14 protein-coding genes and 1 tRNA gene are annotated in these 19,036 nt (G+C 56.3%); 11 read left to right on the forward strand and 4 right to left on the reverse strand.

Features of this window, described 5'->3' with window-relative positions; all coding sequences use genetic code 11:
• The first annotated feature begins 66 nt into the window (after positions 1 to 66).
• The 11 genes from rpmG to PKC29_00055 all read left to right on the forward strand — a co-directional run bounded on the left by rpmG (position 67) and on the right by PKC29_00055 (position 14,701).
• Positions 67 to 225: a 50S ribosomal protein L33 gene (gene rpmG / locus PKC29_00005; GenBank protein ID HML93795.1), complete on the forward strand. Its 159-nt coding sequence runs from the start codon at positions 67 to 69 to the stop codon at positions 223 to 225.
• A 21-nt stretch (positions 226 to 246) separates the two neighbouring features.
• Positions 247 to 320 (forward strand) — tRNA-Trp (locus tag PKC29_00010).
• 14 nt (positions 321 to 334) lie between these two features.
• The gene (gene secE, locus PKC29_00015) at positions 335 to 538 is read left to right on the forward strand and encodes a preprotein translocase subunit SecE (protein HML93796.1); all 204 of its coding nucleotides are present in this window, start codon (positions 335 to 337) and stop codon (positions 536 to 538) included.
• A gap of 26 nt (positions 539 to 564) precedes the next feature.
• Positions 565 to 1,122, forward strand: a complete 558-nt coding sequence (nusG, locus tag PKC29_00020) for a transcription termination/antitermination protein NusG (protein HML93797.1) — start codon at positions 565 to 567, stop codon at positions 1,120 to 1,122.
• A gap of 1 nt (position 1,123) precedes the next feature.
• Complete coding sequence (rplK, locus tag PKC29_00025; GenBank protein ID HML93798.1) at positions 1,124 to 1,540, forward strand: 50S ribosomal protein L11; 417 nt, start codon at positions 1,124 to 1,126, stop codon at positions 1,538 to 1,540.
• Between the two features lie 114 nt (positions 1,541 to 1,654).
• Complete coding sequence (gene rplA / locus PKC29_00030) at positions 1,655 to 2,380, forward strand: 50S ribosomal protein L1 (protein ID HML93799.1); 726 nt, start codon at positions 1,655 to 1,657, stop codon at positions 2,378 to 2,380.
• A 69-nt stretch (positions 2,381 to 2,449) separates the two neighbouring features.
• Complete coding sequence (gene rplJ, locus PKC29_00035) at positions 2,450 to 2,980, forward strand: 50S ribosomal protein L10 (GenBank protein ID HML93800.1); 531 nt, start codon at positions 2,450 to 2,452, stop codon at positions 2,978 to 2,980.
• A gap of 55 nt (positions 2,981 to 3,035) precedes the next feature.
• Entirely contained in the window at positions 3,036 to 3,428 is a 393-nt protein-coding gene (rplL, locus tag PKC29_00040; protein ID HML93801.1) for a 50S ribosomal protein L7/L12, read from the forward strand.
• A gap of 268 nt (positions 3,429 to 3,696) precedes the next feature.
• Entirely contained in the window at positions 3,697 to 7,797 is a 4,101-nt protein-coding gene (rpoB, locus tag PKC29_00045) for a DNA-directed RNA polymerase subunit beta (GenBank protein HML93802.1), read from the forward strand.
• A gap of 24 nt (positions 7,798 to 7,821) precedes the next feature.
• Positions 7,822 to 11,904, forward strand: coding sequence for a DNA-directed RNA polymerase subunit beta' (gene rpoC, locus PKC29_00050; GenBank protein HML93803.1), 4,083 nt, complete (start codon positions 7,822 to 7,824; stop codon positions 11,902 to 11,904).
• An 88-nt stretch (positions 11,905 to 11,992) separates the two neighbouring features.
• On the forward strand, positions 11,993 to 14,701 hold the full coding sequence (locus PKC29_00055; GenBank protein HML93804.1) for a valine--tRNA ligase: 2,709 nt from the start codon (positions 11,993 to 11,995) through the stop codon (positions 14,699 to 14,701).
• Between the two features lie 5 nt (positions 14,702 to 14,706).
• Here PKC29_00055 and PKC29_00060 read toward each other — a convergent pair whose 3' ends face one another.
• From PKC29_00060 to purL, 4 genes are read right to left on the reverse strand one after another with little or no spacing between them, the layout of a single operon-like run.
• A complete protein-coding gene (locus PKC29_00060) occupies positions 14,707 to 15,108 on the reverse strand; it encodes a type II toxin-antitoxin system VapC family toxin (GenBank protein ID HML93805.1) in 402 nt (133 codons plus the stop codon).
• The gene (locus PKC29_00065; GenBank protein HML93806.1) at positions 15,105 to 15,341 is read right to left on the reverse strand and encodes a toxin-antitoxin system HicB family antitoxin; all 237 of its coding nucleotides are present in this window, start codon (positions 15,339 to 15,341) and stop codon (positions 15,105 to 15,107) included. Before PKC29_00065 ends, PKC29_00060 begins: the two co-directional genes overlap by 4 nt.
• 58 nt (positions 15,342 to 15,399) lie before the next feature.
• Positions 15,400 to 16,818: an amidophosphoribosyltransferase gene (gene purF / locus PKC29_00070; protein HML93807.1), complete on the reverse strand. Its 1,419-nt coding sequence runs from the start codon at positions 16,816 to 16,818 to the stop codon at positions 15,400 to 15,402.
• On the reverse strand, positions 16,811 to 19,015 hold the full coding sequence (gene purL / locus PKC29_00075) for a phosphoribosylformylglycinamidine synthase subunit PurL (GenBank protein HML93808.1): 2,205 nt from the start codon (positions 19,013 to 19,015) through the stop codon (positions 16,811 to 16,813). Before purL ends, purF begins: the two co-directional genes overlap by 8 nt.
• Between the last annotated feature and the right edge of the window lie 21 nt (positions 19,016 to 19,036).

The following is a 19,036-nucleotide window of genomic DNA, read 5'->3' on the forward strand; positions in this document are numbered from 1 at the left end:
CAGGGAAGGCGGCAGGACCGTGGGCGCCGGAGTCGTTACCAAAATCGTGGAGTGACGTGAGACACAATGGGTGATAATGTAATCGTGGTTGCTCTCGCCTGCAGCGAGTGCAAGAGAAGAAACTATTCTACGACGAAGAATAAACAGGTTCACAGGGAAAAGATCGAGCTTAAGAAGTACTGCAAGTGGTGCAAGAAGCACGTCGATCACAAAGAAACCAAGTAGAGGTTCGTAAAAATTGTGAATAGGGCAGTAGCTCAATTAGGGAGAGCACTGGACTCCAAATCCAGCGGTTGGGGGTTCGATTCCCTCCTGCCCTGCACAGGACACACGAATGGATAAGATAAAGAATATAAGCTCGAGCGTCACACAGTTTGCCTCCGACATAGAAAGCGAGGCAAGACGTATAACGTGGCCTTCGAGACAAGAAGCCGTCAAGTCGACCCTGGCCGTTGTGGCCATATCGGGCATATTCGCGGCGTTTCTGGGCCTCGTGGATTATCTGTTCTCGATCGGTGTAAGGGCGCTGCTTGGTTAAGACGGAGAGGGAGACAGGGATTTTCTATGCCTAAAAGATGGTACGTAGTTCATACCAATACCGGCTTTGAGGACAGGGTTAAGTCCTATATCGAAGACAGGGCCAAGCAGGAGGGGCTCGACGACGAGGTTCTCGAAGTCCTGGTCCCGACGGAGACCATTGTCGAGCCGGTTAAGGGCGGCAAGAAAAAGACCTCGGTCAGGAAGTTTTTCCCGGGATACATACTGGTAAAAATGGAGCTCAGCGACAGGAGCTGGCACTTCGTCCGCAATATACCTAAAGTAATAGGTTTTGTCGGCGGGAAGGTCAAGGACGGGAGGATCGATCCGGATTCCGTGCCCGACATACAGGAAGAGGAAGTGCTCAAGATAAAACAGCAGATCGAAGAGGGCACGCTCAAGCCGAAGCCTAAAGTGTCTTTCGACAGGGGCGAGACAGTCAAAGTGGTGGAAGGGCCGTTCGCGAACTTCTCGGGTGTTATAGAAGAGGTCAGGCCGGATAAGGCCAAGGTTCAGGTGCTTGTGACTATTTTCGGAAGAACGACGCCTATAGAATTGGATTTTAATCAGGTGGAGAAAATCTAAAATGAAAAAGATAGACGGATACATTAAGCTCCTTGTCGAGGCCGGAAAGGCGAACCCGTCGCCCCCTGTGGGGCCCGCGCTCGGTCAGAGGGGCGTCAATATCATGGAGTTTTGCAAGGCCTTCAACGCCAAGACGCAGAAGATGGAAGGTGTACTCCCGGTAGTCGTCACAGTCTATGCGGACAAATCCTTTTCGTTCGAGGTGAAGTCGCCGCCGGTGTCTTATCTTCTTAAGAAGATAGCAAAGGTTCAAAAGGGTTCCGGTGAGGTTCCGAAGAAGAAGGTCGGGAAGGTGACCAGGGCACAGGTCGAAGAAATCGCGAAAACGAAGATGCCGGACCTTAACACCGATAACCTCGACGCGGCAATGAAGATCGTTTCCGGGACCGCGAGGAGCATGGGTATAGAAGTCGTCTGAACCTTGTCAATGTCGTGCGGGGCCGTCGGGGTTTGGAGCGATGCTTCCGGACGGGGCCGATATGTAAGGGGGTCCCATTGCGTAAGGGATCAAGGTATTCGAGGAGATAGAGTTATGCCAAAGCACGGTAAAAAATACGACGAAGTGAAGAAGTCGGTCGATACTAAGGCGACCTACGGCCTCGACCAGGCCATGAAGCTCCTGGAAGAGACGAAGACGGCCCGGTTCGACGAGACGGTCGAGGTTGCGGTCAAGCTGGGGATAGACCCGAGGCAGGCCAACCAGCAGATAAGGGCCGGTATGGTGCTCCCGCACGGTATCGGCAAGGACATAAGGGTTGCGGTATTCGCCAAGGACGAGAAACAAAAAGAGGCCAGGGATGCCGGGGCCGACCACGTTGGCCTCGACGACCTCATAGAAAAAATATCGGGCGAAGGCTGGCTCGAGTTCGATATTTCCATAGCGACGCCGGACGTTATGAACATAGTGGCCAAGCTCGGTAAGGTGCTCGGCCCGAGGGGGCTCATGCCGAGCCCGAAGGTCGGTACGGTAACGTTCGACGTGGCCCAGGCGGTGAAGGAGGCCAAGGCCGGCCGTATCGAGGTCAAGAACGATAAGGGCGGAGTGGTTCACGCGCCTATAGGCAAGGTTTCTTTCGGCCCGGAAAGACTAAAGGATAACTTTCTCGTCTTCATGGATACGCTGATTAAAATGAAACCGGCGACATCCAAGGGCACATTCGTCAAAAGGATCACGGTCGCCAATACAATGGGGCCGGGGATCAAGGTCGATTTCATCGACGTGCGCGACGAGCTGAAAGGGGCCCGTGTGGCGGCGTAAGGGATTGGGCGTTCTATCGGGGAATTGCGGGTGAATCGGGAAATCGTGAGTAATTAAGGAGTACTTATAATGCTGAGTAAAGCTGCAAAAAACGAGCTGGTTGAAAGGTATAGCGCCGTCTTTAAGGCCAATCCCTCGGTTATGGTCGTCGAGTACAAGGGGCTTACGGTGAAGGAGCTCGAGGGGCTCCGTGACAACCTCAAAAAGGCGGGGACAGAGCTTAAAGTGGTGAAGAATACCCTTTTGCGGATAGCCGCAAAAGACACCGAAATTGAGCGCATCGGAGAATTGTTCGTGGGCCCGACGGCGGTCGCGATATGCGAAAGCGATCCTGCGACGGCTGCGAAGGTGTTTGTCGATTCTGCGAAGAAGATTCCGAATCTCAAGCTCAAGGGCGGTATAGTCGAGGGCACTGTAGTCGACGAGAGCGGTATTACGGATATTTCCAAGCTGCCTACGAGGCAGGAGCTCATAGCCCAGTTCGTAGGGCTTCTGGCTGCCCCGATGTCGAACCTCCTGGGCGCGATCACCCAGATGCAGAGCAAGGTGCTCTATGCGCTGGACGCCGTGAAGGAAAAGAAAGAAAAAGAAGGAAATTAATTGTTTCATGCAGGTTAAGTCATACTTTTATATATTCCAAGGAGGTTTTTAGACAATGGCTGACATTACGAGAAGTGACGTCATCGAATATCTCGGCAAGGCTAGCATGCTCGAAATTTCGGAGTTGATAAAGGAAATCGAAGACAAATTCGACGTTAAGGCTGCGGCTCCCCAGGTGGCGGTTGCGGCGGCTCCCGGCGCAGCGGGCGGAGAGGCTGCCGCTGAACAGGCTGAAAAGACCGAGTTCAACGTTATACTCAAGGCTGCGGGAGCGAACAAGATCCAGGTCATCAAGGCCGTGAGAGAAGTGACCTCGCTCGGTCTCAAGGAAGCCAAGGAGCTCGTAGAGGGTGCCCCCAAGGCGGTAAAAGAAGGTGTAGACAAGCAGGAAGCCGAGAATATAAAGAAAAAGCTCGAAGAATCCGGCGCCGAAGTAGAAGTCAATTAGGTTTTTTCGGGAAAGCCGGTATACTATAGTATCAGTTATTGTGTCGAAGTGGCTGACTGATATTTATATATACCTAATTTCCGACCTTACATCTACTAATAATCTATGCATCCATTCTCGGATAGATTATCGGTTTTGTCGCGGGCGAACGCCTTCTAGGCGGTCTATGCGGAGCTATACCTTTTTTGCCGAGAGAATTTAACAGCAGACTAAGGAAGCAGGTGTTAAATACACATATGGGGGGTAAGTAACGTTGAGCCTTGATGGTTTGGAATCCTATAAACTTAGAAAGAGTTTTTCGAAATTACCATCTATCCTCGAGATACCTCACCTACTGGAAGTGCAGGTCAAGTCCTACCACGAGTTCCTCCAGGCCGAAGTAAAGCCGGACGAGCGTCAGGACGTAGGGCTTCACAATGCATTTAAAACCGTTTTCCCGATAGAGGACTATAACGAAAAAGCCTCTCTGGAGTATATAAACTACAGGTTTGACAGGCCGAAGTACGAGGCGCAGGAGTGCAGGCTGAAGGGTTATACCTACGTGGCCCCTCTCTACGTCACGTTCAGGCTCGTCATATGGGATACGGAATCCGGTGAGGAGCGCACCATAAGGGACGTCAAGGAGCAGGAGGTCTATTTCGGAGAGATTCCGCTCATGACGCCCAACGGTTCTTTCATCGTGAACGGAACGGAGAGGGTTATCGTAAACCAGCTCCACCGCTCCCCGGGCGTGTTCTTCGACCAGGTAAGGAACAAGGACACCGGGTCGGGAAGGTCTTCGTTCTCGGCGAGGATCGTGCCTCACGACGGCAGGTGGATAGATTTCGAATTCGATTCCAAGGACCTCCTCCACGTACGTATAGACAGGAAAAAGAAGTTCCTCGTCAGCGTCCTTCTTAAGGCGCTCGGCTACGACGACAGGCAGATAATGAAGTACTTCTACCCGGTCGAGACGATTTACCTGGGCCCGGACGGGGTTACCAAGAAGGTGAACCACGACGTTCTTTCCTCCCAGAGGGCGAGCGCCGACATCACCGACCCCGAGACGGGCGAAGTCGTCGTCAAGAAGGGCAGGAGGTTCGTAAGGAACATCGTCGAGAAGCTGAAGCGCGCCAACATCGACATCGTTTCCATAGACGAGTCCGAGCTCATGGACAGGTTCGCCGCGACCGACATCGTCGACAAGAAGACGGGGGAGGTCATCGTCAACTTCAACGAGACGATAACCGACCAGAAGCTCGAGGAGATAAAAAGCGCCGACGTAAGCGAATTCGACGTATTTTACATCGACAACATATCGGTGGTCGCGTCACTCAGGAATACCATTCTTGCGGACAAGGTAAAGACCCGCGAAGACGCTATAACCGAGATATACAAGAAATTCAGGCCGACCGACCCGCCGACGCTGAGCGTGGCGGAATCGTTCTTCGACAACATGTTTTTCAACCCCGACACCTACAGGCTTTCACAGGTCGGGCGTCTTAAGATCAACTACAAGCTCAATCACGGCATACCGGACGACGTATCGACGCTGACCCCGGAAGACATAATGGAGACCGTAAGGTATCTCCTCGATCTCAGGGGGGGCAGGGGAACGACGGACGACATCGACCACCTCGGCAACAGAAGGGTCCGCACGGTGGGCGAGCTCATAGAAGACCGCTTCTATCACGGCCTCGAAAGGCTGGCCCGCTCCGTCAAGGAGAAGATGGGCTACCAGGCGGTCGAAAACCTGATGCCGAGCGAGCTGCTGATCCCGAAAACGGTCATCGCCGTGGTGAAGGAGTTCTTCGCCACGGGTCAGCTTTCGCAGTTCATGGACCAGACGAACCCGCTTTCGGAAATAACCCACAAGAGAAGGCTGAGCGCCCTCGGCCCCGGCGGTCTTACGAGGGAAAGGGCGGGTTTCGAGGTGAGGGACGTCCACTCCTCGCACTACGGCAGGATATGCCCGATCGAGACCCCTGAAGGCCCGAACATCGGCCTTATTTCGAGCCTCAGCACGTACGGGAAAATAAACGAGTTCGGCTTCATACAGACGCCGTACAGGGTCGTCAAGGACGCCCGCGTTACGGACGAGATAGTTTATATGAACGCGCTGGCGGAGGAAAAATACATTATCGCCCAGGCCAACGCCCCGCTGGACAAGGACGGCAATTTCACCTCGGAATTCATTTCGGCGAGGCACGGCGGCGAGTTCATGATGGTCGAGCGCGAGAAGGTGGAGCTCATGGACGTTTCCCCTTCGCAGCTCGTTTCGGTTTCGGCTTCGCTGATTCCGTTCCTCGAGCACGACGACGCCAACCGCGCGCTCATGGGTTCTAACATGCAGCGCCAGGCAGTTCCGCTCATACGCACGAGCACCCCTATCGTAGGCACCGGCTTCGAAAGCACGGTAGCCAAGGATTCGGGTGTCGCCGTCCTTGCGAAGAGGGACGGCGTCGTCGAGTACGTCGATTCCGCGAGGATCGTCATAAGCGCGACGGGCGAGACGTCGGGCACCGAAGCGGGCGTGGATATGTACAACCTGCTCAAGTTCCAGAAGTCCAACCAAAGCACGTGCTGGAACCAGCAGCCCATAGTCAAGAAAGGCCAGCCCGTAAGGGCGGGGCAGGTCATAGCCGACGGTCCTTCGACCGATTTCGGCGAGCTCGCCCTCGGGCAGAACGTCCTGGTGGCTTTCATGCCGTGGGGCGGATACAACTTTGAAGACGCAATTCTAATGAGTGAAAGGCTCGCCAAGGAAGACAGCTTCACGTCCATACACATCGAAGAGGTCGAGTGTATAGCGCGTGAAACGAAGCTCGGAAGGGAAGAGATAACACGCGACATCCCGAACGTCAGCGAAGACGCCCTCCGTAACCTTGACGAGAGCGGTATCATAAGGGTAGGGGCCGAGGTAAAGCCCGGCGACATCATCGTCGGCAAAATTTCGCCCAAGGGCGAAACCCAGCTTTCCCCCGAGGAAAGGCTCTTAAGGGCCATATTCGGGGACAAGGCCGGCGACGTAAAGGACACCTCGCTAAGGGCCTCGCCCGGTATTTACGGAACCGTTATAGACGTGAAGATGCTCATATCCCGCGTCGTCGACAAGGACGAGAGGGCCAAGAGCATCGAAGACTTCGAGGTCACCCGCCTGAAGCAGGACAGGGAAGACGAGGTCAAGATATTAAAGGACGACGCCTTCGAGAGGGTAAAGGCCCTCGTCACTGGCAAGGTGTCTTCGGCCAAGCTCACGGTTTCGAGAAAGACCGTGCTCAAGAAAGGCGACAAGATAACGGAAGAGATACTGGGCACCATACCGTTTGAAAAATTCGCCGACATTACGGTCGAAAAGGGCGACGAGATAGAGGCCGAGATAAAGCGCATAGTCGAAAGGACCTTAGAGCAGATAGATCTTACCAACGTCGTTTACGAGCAGCGCATATCCAAGCTGACGAAGCCCGACGAGCTCCCGCCCGGGGTGCTCAAGGTCGTCAAGGTGGACATCGCCGTCAAGAGGAAGCTCCAGGTCGGCGACAAGATGGCCGGACGCCACGGTAACAAGGGCGTCATATCGAAAATCCTCGCGGAAGAGGACATGCCGTACCTCCCCGACGGGACCCCGGTGGACATGATACTTAACCCCCTCGGCGTACCTTCACGAATGAACGTAGGCCAGGTGCTCGAAACGCATCTCGGCTGGGGGGCGAAGGCGCTCGGGAACCAGCTTAACGAGATACTCGAAAGGGAGTACAGCACCTCGGCGCTCAAGACCAAGCTGAAGGAAATATATAATAAATCGAACGAAGTCACGAAGCTTATAGACAATCTCGACGACGACGAGGTCCTGATGATCGCCAAGAGGCTCCGCCACGGCATACCTGTGAAGTCTCCTGTGTTCGACGGCGCGTCCGAAGAAGAGATTAAAAAAATGCTCAGGGATACGGGTCTTCCCGAGGACGGAAAGACCATACTTTTCGACGGCCAGACCGGAGAGCCCTTCGACCAGAAGGTTACGGTCGGCGTCATGTACATGCTGAAGCTCCATCACCTTGTCGAGGAGAAGATTCACGCGAGGGCAATCGGGCCGTATTCGCTCGTTACCCAGCAGCCCCTCGGCGGAAAGGCCCACTTCGGCGGACAGAGGCTCGGGGAAATGGAGGTGTGGGCTCTCGAAGCGTACGGCGCGTCGTACACGCTCCAGGAATTCCTAACCGTAAAATCGGACGACGTAATAGGAAGGACGAGGATTTTCGATTCGATAGTGAAGGGCGACATGAATTTCGAGCCCGGACTGCCGGAATCGTTCAAGGTCCTGCAGAAAGAGCTGCAGGCGCTTGCGCTCGATATCGACCTTCTCGAGGAAGAAGAGCTCGGAAGGGAATAAACTAAACAAAGGGAGGGAGACAACGTGGACGTAGATACACTATTTGAAAAGCCGAAGAACCCATCGGAGTATTCGGCTGTCAAGATTTCGATAGCTTCTCCCGAAAAGATAAAGGAATGGTCTCACGGCGAGGTAAGAAAGCCCGAGACGATAAACTACAGGACCTTCAAGCCGGAAAGGAGCGGGCTTTTCTGCGCCAAGATTTTCGGCCCGGTGAAGGACTACGAATGTACGTGCGGTAAATACAAGAGGCTGAAACACAGGGGAATCACGTGCGAGAAGTGCGGCGTCGAGGTTATCTCCTCCAAGGTCAGGAGGGAGAGGATGGCCCACATAGAGCTTTCCTCGCCGGTGGCGCACATATGGTTCCTGAGGAGCATACCGTCCCGTATAGGGATGCTGCTCGACATGACCTTGAAGGACCTCGAAAAGACCCTTTATTACGAGTCCTACGTCGTCCTCGATCCGGGGAACACGAGCCTTAAGTTCGCCGAGGTTTTGAGCGAGGACAGGTACAGGAAGGCCGTCGAGGATTACGGCCACAGCTTCAAGGTCGGCATGGGCGCCGAGACGATAAGGGAGATGCTGAAGAAGATCGACCTCGTCGAGCTCTCCGAGCAGCTAAGGCACGAAATGAAAAACACATCCTCCCCGATAAAGAGGGCGAGGATCGCCAAGAGGCTCCGTATATGCGAGGCCTTCAGGAAGTCGAAGAACCGCCCCGAATGGATGATCCTTACGAGGATCCCCGTTCTTCCGCCCGACCTCCGGCCGCTCGTTCCGCTGGACGGCGGAAGGTTCGCGACGTCTGACCTCAACGACCTTTACAGGCGAGTCATAAACAGGAATAACAGGCTCAAGAAGCTCCTCGAGCTGGGCGCTCCGGACATCATCGTCAGGAACGAAAAGAGGATGCTCCAGGAATCGGTCGACGCCCTTCTCGAAAACGGGAGAAGGGGAAGGCCGGTTCTCGGGCACAACCACAGGCCGCTCAAGAGCTTGAGCGACATAATCAAGGGAAAACAGGGAAGGTTCAGGCAGAACCTCCTCGGAAAAAGGGTGGACTATTCGGGCCGTTCGGTTATCACCGTGGGCCCCGAGCTCAGGCTCCACCAGTGCGGTATTCCGAAGCAGATGGGGCTCGAGCTTTTCAGGCCGTTCATATACCAGAAGCTCGAATTGTGGGGAGCCGCCGCCACCATTAAAATCGCGAAAAAGCTCGTCGAGCAGGAGGCCCCGATCGTATGGGACGCCCTCGACGAAGTTATTAAAGAACACCCGGTGCTTCTGAACCGTGCGCCTACGCTCCACCGTCTCAGCATCCAGGCCTTCGAGCCTATACTGATCGAGGACAAGGCTATTCAGATTCACCCGCTCGTCTGCCCGGCGTATAACGCGGACTTCGACGGCGACCAGATGGCCGTACACGTGCCCCTTTCTATAGAGGCGCAGACGGAATGCAGGGCGCTCGTCATGTCCACTAACAACATACTGTCGCCGGCGCACGGAAAGCCGATAATCCTCCCGACGCAGGACATCGTCCTCGGCATCTACTACATGACGAGGGACATGGCCACCGACAAGGGGGACGGCAAGATATTCTCCAGCATCGACGAAGTACACATGGCGTACGACTCGGGCGAGATAGGAATACACGCGAAGATAAAGGTCCGCGTCAACGGCAAGCTCTACGAAACGACGGCCGGGCGCGTGATACTTTACAACATCATGCCGGACGGCATACCGTTCGAGCTCGTCAACAGGGTCATGACAAAGAGGGCCATCGAAGAGCTCGTCGATACCTGCTTCAGGATGGCGGGCGGCAAGAGCACTGTAATCCTTGCGGACCGCATGAGAACCCTCGGGTTCAAGTATTCGACCAGGGCCGGTATATCGATATCGATAGGCGACATGAGCATTCCGGAGAGGAAAAAAGACCTCCTCCAGAAGGCCCAGGACGAAGTCGTAAAGGTACAGAACCAGTACTCTCACGGTCTTATCACGGACGGCGAGAGGTATAACAAGGTAATCGACATCTGGGCCAGGACGAGCGACGACGTCGCCCAGGAAATGATGAGAGATATTTCGTACGAAGAGATCGTCGACGAAGACGGCACCGTAAAGAGGGGCGCGAGCTCGAACCCGATATACATGATGATCGATTCGGGTGCGAGGGGGAGCCAGACCCAGGTCCGTCAGCTCGCGGGCATGAGGGGCCTTATGGCTAAGCCCTCGGGTGAAATCATCGAGACCCCGATCACGTCCAACTTCAGGGAAGGGCTGACGGTTCTCCAGTACTTCATCTCGACCCACGGTGCGAGAAAAGGTCTCGCGGACACGGCGCTGAAGACGGCGAACGCGGGTTATTTGACGAGAAGGCTCATCGACGTCGCGCAGGACGTAATGATCAAGGAATACGACTGCGGAACTGTCGAGGGCATAACCGTGAGCGACCTCGTCGAGGGCGGCGAGATAATAGAGCGCGTCGGCGACAGGGTGCTCGGAAGGGTTACGCTCGAGGACATAGTCGATCCCGTAAGCGGCGAGACGATAGTCAGGGCAAACCAGGAAATCGACGAGCAGGCCGCGGCCAAGATAGACGAGGCCGGGAGCGTCACGGAAGTAAGGATAAGGTCCGTGCTCACGTGCGAAACGCGCATAGGCGTTTGCGCGCTCTGCTACGGCAGGAACCTCGCCACCGGAAAGCTCGTCAACATAGGCGAGGCCGTCGGAATCATAGCGGCCCAGTCGATCGGCGAGCCCGGAACGCAGCTCACCATGAGAACGTTCCACATCGGCGGTGCGGCCAGCCAGAGGGCGGCCGAGAGCACGCTCGAGGCCACCCACGAGGGTACGGTCAAGTTCCAGAGCGTAAGGACCGTCGAGACGAAGGACGGGAGCTTCGTCGTAATCAACCGTACCGGAACGCTTATAATCGTGGACGACAAGGGCTACGAAAGGGAGCGCTACCCGCTCGCCCTCGGTGCGAAGCTCAAGATTGCCGACGGGCAGAAGGTTAAAGAAGGACAGCTACTCGCGGAATGGGACCCGTACACTACTCCGTTTATATCCGAATTCGACGGGACGGTGGGATTTGTCGATCTGGAGCAGGGTATAACCTTGAAGGAGCAGGTCGACGAGGTCACCGGTATTTACAAAAAGGTAGTCATAGAATCCAAGAGCCTGGATGTTCACCCCGGCCTCGTGATACACACGAACGAGGGGAAGAGCATTCAGTACTCGCTTCCCATAGGGGCGATTATCGAGGTTAACGAAGGCGATGCCGTGAACGCGGGAGACGTCGTGGCCAAGATAGCCCGTGCGACCGCGAAGACCAAGGACATCACGGGCGGCCTTCCGAGGGTTGCCGAACTCTTCGAGGCGAGGATACCGAAGGATCCGGCCGTCGTAACCGAGATCGACGGTATCGTGAGCTACGGGAAGGACCTGAAGGGTAAGAGAAGGGTCGTGGTGACGCCTGAGGTCGGAGAGCCGAAGGAATACCTCGTACCGAGAGGCAAGCACGTGCTCGTGAGGGAAGGGGAAATCGTCACGTCGGGCGACCAGCTCGTTGACGGCTCCGTCAACCCGCACGACATCCTCCGCATAAGGGGCGAACGCGCGCTTACGAGGTACCTCGTGGACGAGATCCAGGAGGTCTACAGGCTCCAGGGCGTCAAGATCAACGACAAGCACATCGAGGCCATAGTCAGGCAGATGTTAAAGCGCGTCAGGATCAAGGACCCCGGAGACACCATACTCCTCGTCGGAGAGGCCGTCGAGAAGCACATCTTCTTCGAAGAGAACGAAAGGGTGCTCGAACAGGGCGGAAGGCCCGCGTCGGCGGAACCGCTGCTCCTCGGCATAACGAGGGCGTCTCTCAGCACGGACAGCTGGCTTTCGGCCGCTTCGTTCCAGGAGACGACGAGGGTTCTTACCGAGGCTGCCTGCGAAGGCAAGGCCGACAACCTCCGCGGACTCAAGGAGAACGTTATCATGGGCAGGCTCATACCCGCGGGTACGGGGCTCCCGATATACAGGAACATCGACGTCGAGGTTCCCGTTCTCGAGGTTCCGGTGCCGGCCGCGGCTTCGGCTGACGAATAAAATCAAACTTTGAAATTCCGGGGGCAGGCGACGGAAATACCGTTACCCGCCCCCTTTTTTTTAATCCTTCATTATACAAGCGGCTGCCATGTCAGAAAACGATAAAACCCGGATGGACAAGGTCTACGATCCTAAAAAGGTTGAAGAGAAATGGTACGCCGAATGGATGGACAGGGGCTATTATAAAGCCTCGCCTGAATCCGGGCTCCCGCCTTTTACAATAGTCATCCCCCCGCCCAACGTTACGGGCTCGCTCCACATAGGCCACGCGCTCAACAACACTCTCCAGGACATACTCGTACGTTACAAGCGCATGAAGGGTTTCGACGCGCTATGGGTGCCGGGCACGGACCACGCCGGTATCGCGACTCAGATGATGGTCGAGAGGCAGGTCGAGAAGGAAGGGACTTCGAGGGCCGAGATGGGGAGGGGTGTGTTCATAGAGCGCGTCTGGAAATGGAAGGAAGAGTCGGGCGGCACCATAGGGACACAGCTCAGGCGGCTCGGCGCAATGCCCGACTGGGACAGAGAAAGATTTACATTAGACGAGAACCTTTCGCGCGCCGTGAGGAAGGTGTTCGTCGACCTCTACAACGAAAAGCTGATTTATAAAGATAAGAGGCTCGTTAACTGGGACCCGAAGCTGACGACAGCTATCAGCGATCTCGAAGTCGAGCAGCGGGAGGTCAGGGGGCATTTCTGGCATTTCGAATATCCCGTCGAGGGCAGCGAGGGCGAGTTTATAACCGTCGCCACGACGAGGCCCGAGACGATGCTCGGCGACACCGCCGTCGCCGTTCATCCCGAAGACGAGCGCTACAAACACCTCGTCGGGAAGAACGTCGTGCTGCCGCTGGTCGGACGGAAAATCCCGATAGTCGCTGACGAATACAGCGACCCTGAAAAGGGGACAGGTGCGGTGAAGATTACGCCTGCGCACGACTTCAACGACTTCGAGGTCGGGCGGAGACACAATCTCCCGATGGTGAACATATTCGACGCGACGGCGCACCTTAACGAAAACGCGCCCGAGAAATACCGCGGGCTGGAGCGCTTCGAGGCGAGAAAGCTCGTCATCGAAGACATGGAAGCGCTCGGGCTCCTGGACAAGATCGAGGAGACTACCCACACAGTCCCCTACGGCGACAGGTCGGGCGTAGTCATCGAGCCGTGGCTCACGGAGCAGTGGTACGTCGATGCGAAAAAGCTCGCCGAGCCGGCCATCGCGGCCGTCGAGGAGGGCAGGGTCAGGTTCGTCCCCAGATTCTGGGAGAATACGTACTTCGAATGGCTCCGGAACATAGAGCCGTGGTGCATATCGAGGCAGCTCTGGTGGGGGCACCAGATACCGGCGTGGTACGGGCCCGACGGTGAAATCTTCGTCGCACTCTCCGAGGACGAGGCCCGTGAGGCGGCGAGGAAACACTACGGCAAAGAGCCAGTCCTCGAACGCGACCCGGACGTCCTCGATACGTGGTTCTCGTCCGGGCTCTGGCCGTTCTCCACACTCGGCTGGCCCGACGATACGCCCGAGCTCGAGCGTTACTACCCGACGAGCGTCCTCGTTACGGGGTTCGACATCATCTTCTTCTGGGTGGCGAGGATGATAATGCAGGGCATAAAGTTCATGGGCGACGTGCCGTTCAGGGACGTTTACATCCACGGCCTCATAAGGGACGAGAAGGGCCAGAAGATGAGTAAGACCCGGGGGAACGTCATCGACCCGCTGACCGTCGTCGAGGAAAACGGGGCGGACGCGCTCAGGTTCAGCCTTACGGCCCTCGCGACGCAGGGGAGGGACATAAAGCTCTCCATGCCTGTCATACAGGGGTACAGGAATTTTATAAATAAAATCTGGAACGCCTCGCGTTTCCTTATCATGAACTTGGGAGACTACGACGCGGGGACCAAGCACCCCGACGGCGAGCTCTCGACGTACGACAAGTGGATACTTACCAAGCTCAACGAAACGGTGAAAGAGGTCGAGACGTCGCTCGACGGTTACGAGTTCGACAAGGCCGCGAGCGCCGTGTACCAGTTCTTCTGGTCGGAGTACTGCGACTGGTACATAGAATCCGTAAAGCCCGCTCTTTACGGCGGCGACTCCGCAAAAAAGCAGCAGGCGCAGGGGGTTCTCGTGAGGGTGCTCAAGACCGCCCTCCAGCTCCTGCACCCGATGGCGCCGTTCGTTACTGAGGAGCTTTACCAGAGATTAAGGGAGTTCGGCGTCGAGCTCCCGGGCGTCCGCGGCGGAACGGCCGAGAGCATAATGCTGAGCGCGTTTCCTGAGTACAGCCCCGGGCTGATTTTCCGTGCGGAGCATGATGAAGTAGAGCTCATGAAGGGGATTGTCGTCGGCATACGGAACCTTAGAGCCGTATTGGGCCTTCATCCTTCGGAGAAGGTGAGCGTCGTTCTCCTTCCCGAAAATAATATTATCAAAACACAGATCGAGAACAACAAGGGCTTCGTTATGAGCCTCGCGACGCTCACCGGAATGGAGATAACCGAAGGCGAGAAGCCCGCGAAGGCCGTCGCGCAGGTCATACCAGGGGTCGAAATATTCCTCCCCGTCGAAGGTCTCATCGATGTTTCCAGGGAAACCGAGAGGATCAAGAAAGAAATCGGCAAGATTTCCAAGGACCTCGAACGCACCGAGAAGAAGTTATCCAACCCCGATTTCCTCAGCCGCGCGCCCGAAGAGATAATCCAGAAAGAGCGCGAGATATTCGAAGAGCTTTCATTCCAGATAAAAAAGATGGAAGACGTCCTCGGCAAGTTGAGGGAGATCGGCTAAAACCTTTATTTCGCCAGCCGAATATTTTGAACCACTATTCCCAGGCCGGGAGCCTTGGACAACGGGCCCTCCGTCGTTAGTAACGGCGCGTCGTATATATGCGCTGCCGAAACGTAAAACGCATCGTAAGCGCTGGTGTTGTGCCTGTACCGCCAGGCGTCGTGGATGAGCACTGTATGCGAAATCCGTTCGACGTCCCAGCCGGCCAGGTCTTCGATCGCCAGTAGCGCCCGATTCTCTTCAAGCCTTTTCTTGAGCACCGCCCGTCTCAGGACGGAAAGTATCTCGACGTCCAGCAGCTCGGGGGCTGCTAGCTCGGCCCTCTCGATAAGCTCCGATACTTTCAGGCCCAGACTTGTGCGGAGGAGGTATTCGGCGGCTGCCGAAGCGTCGATTACGAACCTCATTTCGAGAGCTCGTTATCCCTTTCCCGTCTCTCTTCGTCGAGGAGGGAAGCTGCGGAGACGCCAAGGTCCGAAGAAGGCCGTTTTGCGAAACGCTCCCGCCATTCGCTTCTTTTCAGCTCTTTCTCGATCGCTTCCAGAACCACGTCGCTCAGGGTTTTATCGGCTTTCTTCGCGTGTCTCTTGAGGCGCTTGTATAAGGGATCGGGAACGTTTTTGACCTGTATAATCGCCATATCATGAAAGTATCATGATATCGTCATGAAGTCAACCGTCGTTGGATAAGAGAGCCGGTTATCCCCCGAAAAGCCCGAGCTGCTTGTGCTTGACCTTCTTGAGGTCGGTGAGCTCCACGGGGTACCTGCCTGAGAAGCAGGCGCTGCAGAAGCTCTCTCCGTTTTCGCGGCGCTTCGTTTCGTCCACAGCTTTCATAACCCCGTCGAGGCTTAGGTAGCCGAGCGAGTCCGAGGTTATGTACTTTCTTATTTCGTCTATTTCGAGAGAGTTGGCGATGAGCTCTTCCTTGAGGGGGGTGTCGATCCCGTAGTAACACGAGAACTTGGTCGGCGGCGAGCTTATTCTCATGTGCACCTCCGTCGCCCCGGCGGCGCGAATCATCTTCACTATCTTTCGCGACGTCGTGCCCCTTACGATCGAGTCGTCTATGATGACGACGCGCTTACCGTTAAGCACTTCCCTTATGGCGTTCAGCTTGAGCCTTACGCCGAAGTTCCTGATTGACTGCTGGGGCTCAATGAACGTCCTCCCGACGTAGTGGCTCCTCAGGAGCCCTAGCTCTAACGGGAGGCCGAGCTGCTCCGAAAACCCGATTGCGGCGGGCACGCCCGAGTCGGGCACGGCGACGACGATATCGGCCTCGGCCGGGTGCTCTTTCGCGAGCTGCTTACCGAGAGCCTTACGCACCTGGTAAACGTTCCTTCCCGTAAGGAAGCTGTCGGGCCGCGCGAAGTAGATGTATTCGAAGACGCAGTGTGCGTGCGGCACCTCGCCAAAAGGCTTGAAGGATTCCATGCCGTCCTGCGTTACGACGATAATCTCGCCGGGCTCGACCTCTCTTATGTACTCGGCCTCGATGAGGTCGAAGGCGCAGGTCTCCGAAGCGAACACGGGAGAGTCGCCGAGCTTCCCCATGACGAGGGGCCTGAACCCGTACGGGTCCCTCACCGCTATCATCACTTCGGGCGTGAGGAACATGAGCGAGTAAGCGCCCTTACACCTCGTGAGAGACTCGATTATCCTCTGAATAAGCGTTTCTTCCTTTGATTTCGCTATGAGATGGACTATGACTTCGGTGTCCGTCGTCGACTGGAATATCGCCCCATCGCCCTCGAGCTCTTCCCTGAGCGTCCGGGCGTTGGTAAGGTTGCCGTTGTGCGCTATCGCCAGGGCCCCTCGGAAGTAGTTGATCACGATGGGCTGCATGTTCTTGTCCTGGCTCGACCCGGTGGTCGAATAGCGGACGTGGCCTATGGCGTTCGTGCCGGGCAGGCGCGACAGTATATCTTCGGTGAAAATGTCGGAAACGAGGCCCATCTGGCGGTGGTTGTGGAGGTTCACACCGTCCGACGTGACTATACCGGCGCTTTCCTGGCCCCTGTGCTGGAGAGCGTGAAGGCCGAGGTATGTCAGGTTGGACGCTTCGGCGTTACCGAAAATACCGAACACACCGCATTCTTCTTTGAGCTTAGCCATAGCTTTTAAGGTCATTCTCGAAGCCCGTGGTCCACACCGTCAAAGCCTCGGATACGGGAACGTCCAGCAATTCCCGGACATATATTCGAGAACCCTCCACTCTGCCTATGATCTCCAAAGGCACCCCGAATTCCTGAATAATTTCCTCCAGCCTTTCGATGTTCTTCTCGTCGAATGAAATGATTGCTCTTGCCTGGGTTTCTGAAAATAAGAGGGCATCCGGTCTGATTTCAGCAGGAATGTCCACCCTGACGCCTAAAGGGCCGTTCGGATTGAAACAGCACTCCGCAAGTGCTACTGCGAAACCCCCCTCGGAAAGATCGTGTGCAGAGTTAAGTATACCTTCTCCCGAGGCTTTTAGTAAGGTCGCTATCAGGTTTTTCTCTCGTTCGAGATCTACCGACGGGGGGAGGCCCGCCGTTTTCCCGTGTATTTGCGAGAGGTATTCGCTCCCCCCGAGCTCCTCTTTAGTCTCGCCCAGGATAGCCACTACGTCGCCCTCGTTTTCGAACCACTGCGTGAGGCGGCGCTCGGCGTCGTCTATGAGACCGATCATGCCTACTGTAGGCGTCGGGAATATTGCCCTGTCCTCGGTCTGGTTATAAAAGCTCACGTTGCCGCTTACGATCGGTGTATCGAGGACTATGGCGGCCTCGGCCATACCTTCGAGCGCGCGTTTGAATTGCCACATGACCTCGGGCGTCTCCGGGCTGCCGAAATTGAGGCAGTCCGTGATAGCGAGGGGCAGGGCGCCCGAGCATGCGAGGTTCCTCGCGCTCTCGGCGACTGCTATCGCAGCCCCGGTGTAGGGGTCGAGATAGCAGTATCTCGAATTGCAGTTGACCGTCATGGCGACGGCCTTGGGCGTGCCCTTTATCCTTACGACGGCCGCGTCCGAGCCGGGGAGGGTTATGGAGTTCGTCCTTACCATGTAGTCGTACTGCTCGTATATCCAGTGCTTGTCGGCGAGCGTCGGCGAAGAGAGGAGCGTCAATAAAACCCTTTCGAGGTCGCCCGGCACGGGCAACTCCGAAAGGTCGAGCCGACCGAGCTCCGCGAGGTTCGAGGGCTCTTTCACCGGCCTGTCGTACGCCGGGGCTTCCTCTGATATCAGACTCAGCGGTATGTCGGCTACCGTCTCTCCGTTCTCGGTGATGACGATGCTGTGGCTGTCGGTCACCTCTCCTATGACGCTGAAGTCGAGCCCCCATTTTCTGAATATATTCTCCGCTACTTCTTCCTTTCCCCTTTCGAGCACTATCAGCATCCGCTCCTGCGATTCCGAGAGCATGACCTCGTACGGCGTCATGGACTCTTCCCTTCGCGGGACCTTCTCGATGTCGATCCTTATGCCGGTCCCGGCCCGCTCGGCCATCTCGGTCGAGGATGACGTGAGCCCGGCGGCCCCCATGTCCTGAATCCCGACCACGACGCCGGTTTTAAAGAGCTCGAGGCACGCTTCGAGTAAGAGCTTTTCGGTAAACGGGTCGCCTACCTGGACGGCGGGCCGCTTTTCCTCGGCCTCTTTCGTAAAGGTTTCGGACGCCATCACCGCGCCGTGTATGCCGTCGCGCCCGGTCTTCGAGCCGACGTAGATGACGGGGTTCCCGACGCCCTCGGCGTAGCCCCTGAATATCTCGCTGGATTTAGTGACGCCGAGCGCGAATACGTTTACGAGCGGGTTGCCGTCATAGCATGGGTCGAAATAAACCTCGCCGCCGACAGTCGGGATGCCGATGCAGTTCCCGTACCCGGCTATGCCGGAGACGACGCCTTCGGTGATGTATTTCGTCTTGGGGAGTGAAGGGTCCCCGAACCTTAGCGAATCGAGTATGGCTATGGGCCTCGCGCCCATAGTGAATATGTCCCTCAGTATCCCGCCCACACCCGTCGCTGCGCCCTGGTAGGGCTCGATGAACGAGGGATGGTTGTGGCTTTCCATCTTGAAGACGACGCAGAGGCCGTCGCCTATATCGACGACGCCCGCGTTTTCGCCCGGCCCCTGTATGACCCTCTCGCCCGTCGTGGGGAGCTTCCGGAGATAAATCCTCGAGCTCTTGTACGAGCAGTGCTCGGACCACATCGCGCCGAGTATGCCTATCTCCGTAAGGTTAGGCTCCCTGCCCAAAGCGCCCGTGATTTTGTTATATTCCTCTTCCGTGAGCCCGTGATCAAGGGCGGTTTTCAGGCTGGACATGTTCAGATTGTTCCCTCAGCG

The organism is Thermodesulfobacteriota bacterium, from assembly GCA_035325995.1.
In the GTDB taxonomy this organism is placed as follows: Bacteria; Desulfobacterota_D; UBA1144; order Nemesobacterales; family UBA2774; genus JADLGH01.

Excerpts from the sequence above, each read along its gene's own strand:
- PKC29_00065 (HML93806.1), bottom strand. The coding sequence starts at position 15,341 with ATGGCGATTATACAGGTCAAAAACGTTCCCGATCCCTTATACAAGCGC.
- secE (HML93796.1), top strand. The coding sequence starts at position 335 with ATGGATAAGATAAAGAATATAAGCTCGAGCGTCACACAGTTTGCCTCC.
- PKC29_00055 (HML93804.1), top strand. The coding sequence starts at position 11,993 with ATGTCAGAAAACGATAAAACCCGGATGGACAAGGTCTACGATCCTAAA.
- PKC29_00060 (HML93805.1), bottom strand. The coding sequence starts at position 15,108 with ATGAGGTTCGTAATCGACGCTTCGGCAGCCGCCGAATACCTCCTCCGC.
- rplJ (HML93800.1), top strand. The coding sequence starts at position 2,450 with ATGCTGAGTAAAGCTGCAAAAAACGAGCTGGTTGAAAGGTATAGCGCC.
- rplL (HML93801.1), top strand. The coding sequence starts at position 3,036 with ATGGCTGACATTACGAGAAGTGACGTCATCGAATATCTCGGCAAGGCT.
- rplK (HML93798.1), top strand. The coding sequence starts at position 1,124 with ATGAAAAAGATAGACGGATACATTAAGCTCCTTGTCGAGGCCGGAAAG.
- rplA (HML93799.1), top strand. The coding sequence starts at position 1,655 with ATGCCAAAGCACGGTAAAAAATACGACGAAGTGAAGAAGTCGGTCGAT.
- rpmG (HML93795.1), top strand. The coding sequence starts at position 67 with ATGGGTGATAATGTAATCGTGGTTGCTCTCGCCTGCAGCGAGTGCAAG.
- nusG (HML93797.1), top strand. The coding sequence starts at position 565 with ATGCCTAAAAGATGGTACGTAGTTCATACCAATACCGGCTTTGAGGAC.
- purF (HML93807.1), bottom strand. The coding sequence starts at position 16,818 with ATGGCTAAGCTCAAAGAAGAATGCGGTGTGTTCGGTATTTTCGGTAAC.
- purL (HML93808.1), bottom strand. The coding sequence starts at position 19,015 with ATGTCCAGCCTGAAAACCGCCCTTGATCACGGGCTCACGGAAGAGGAA.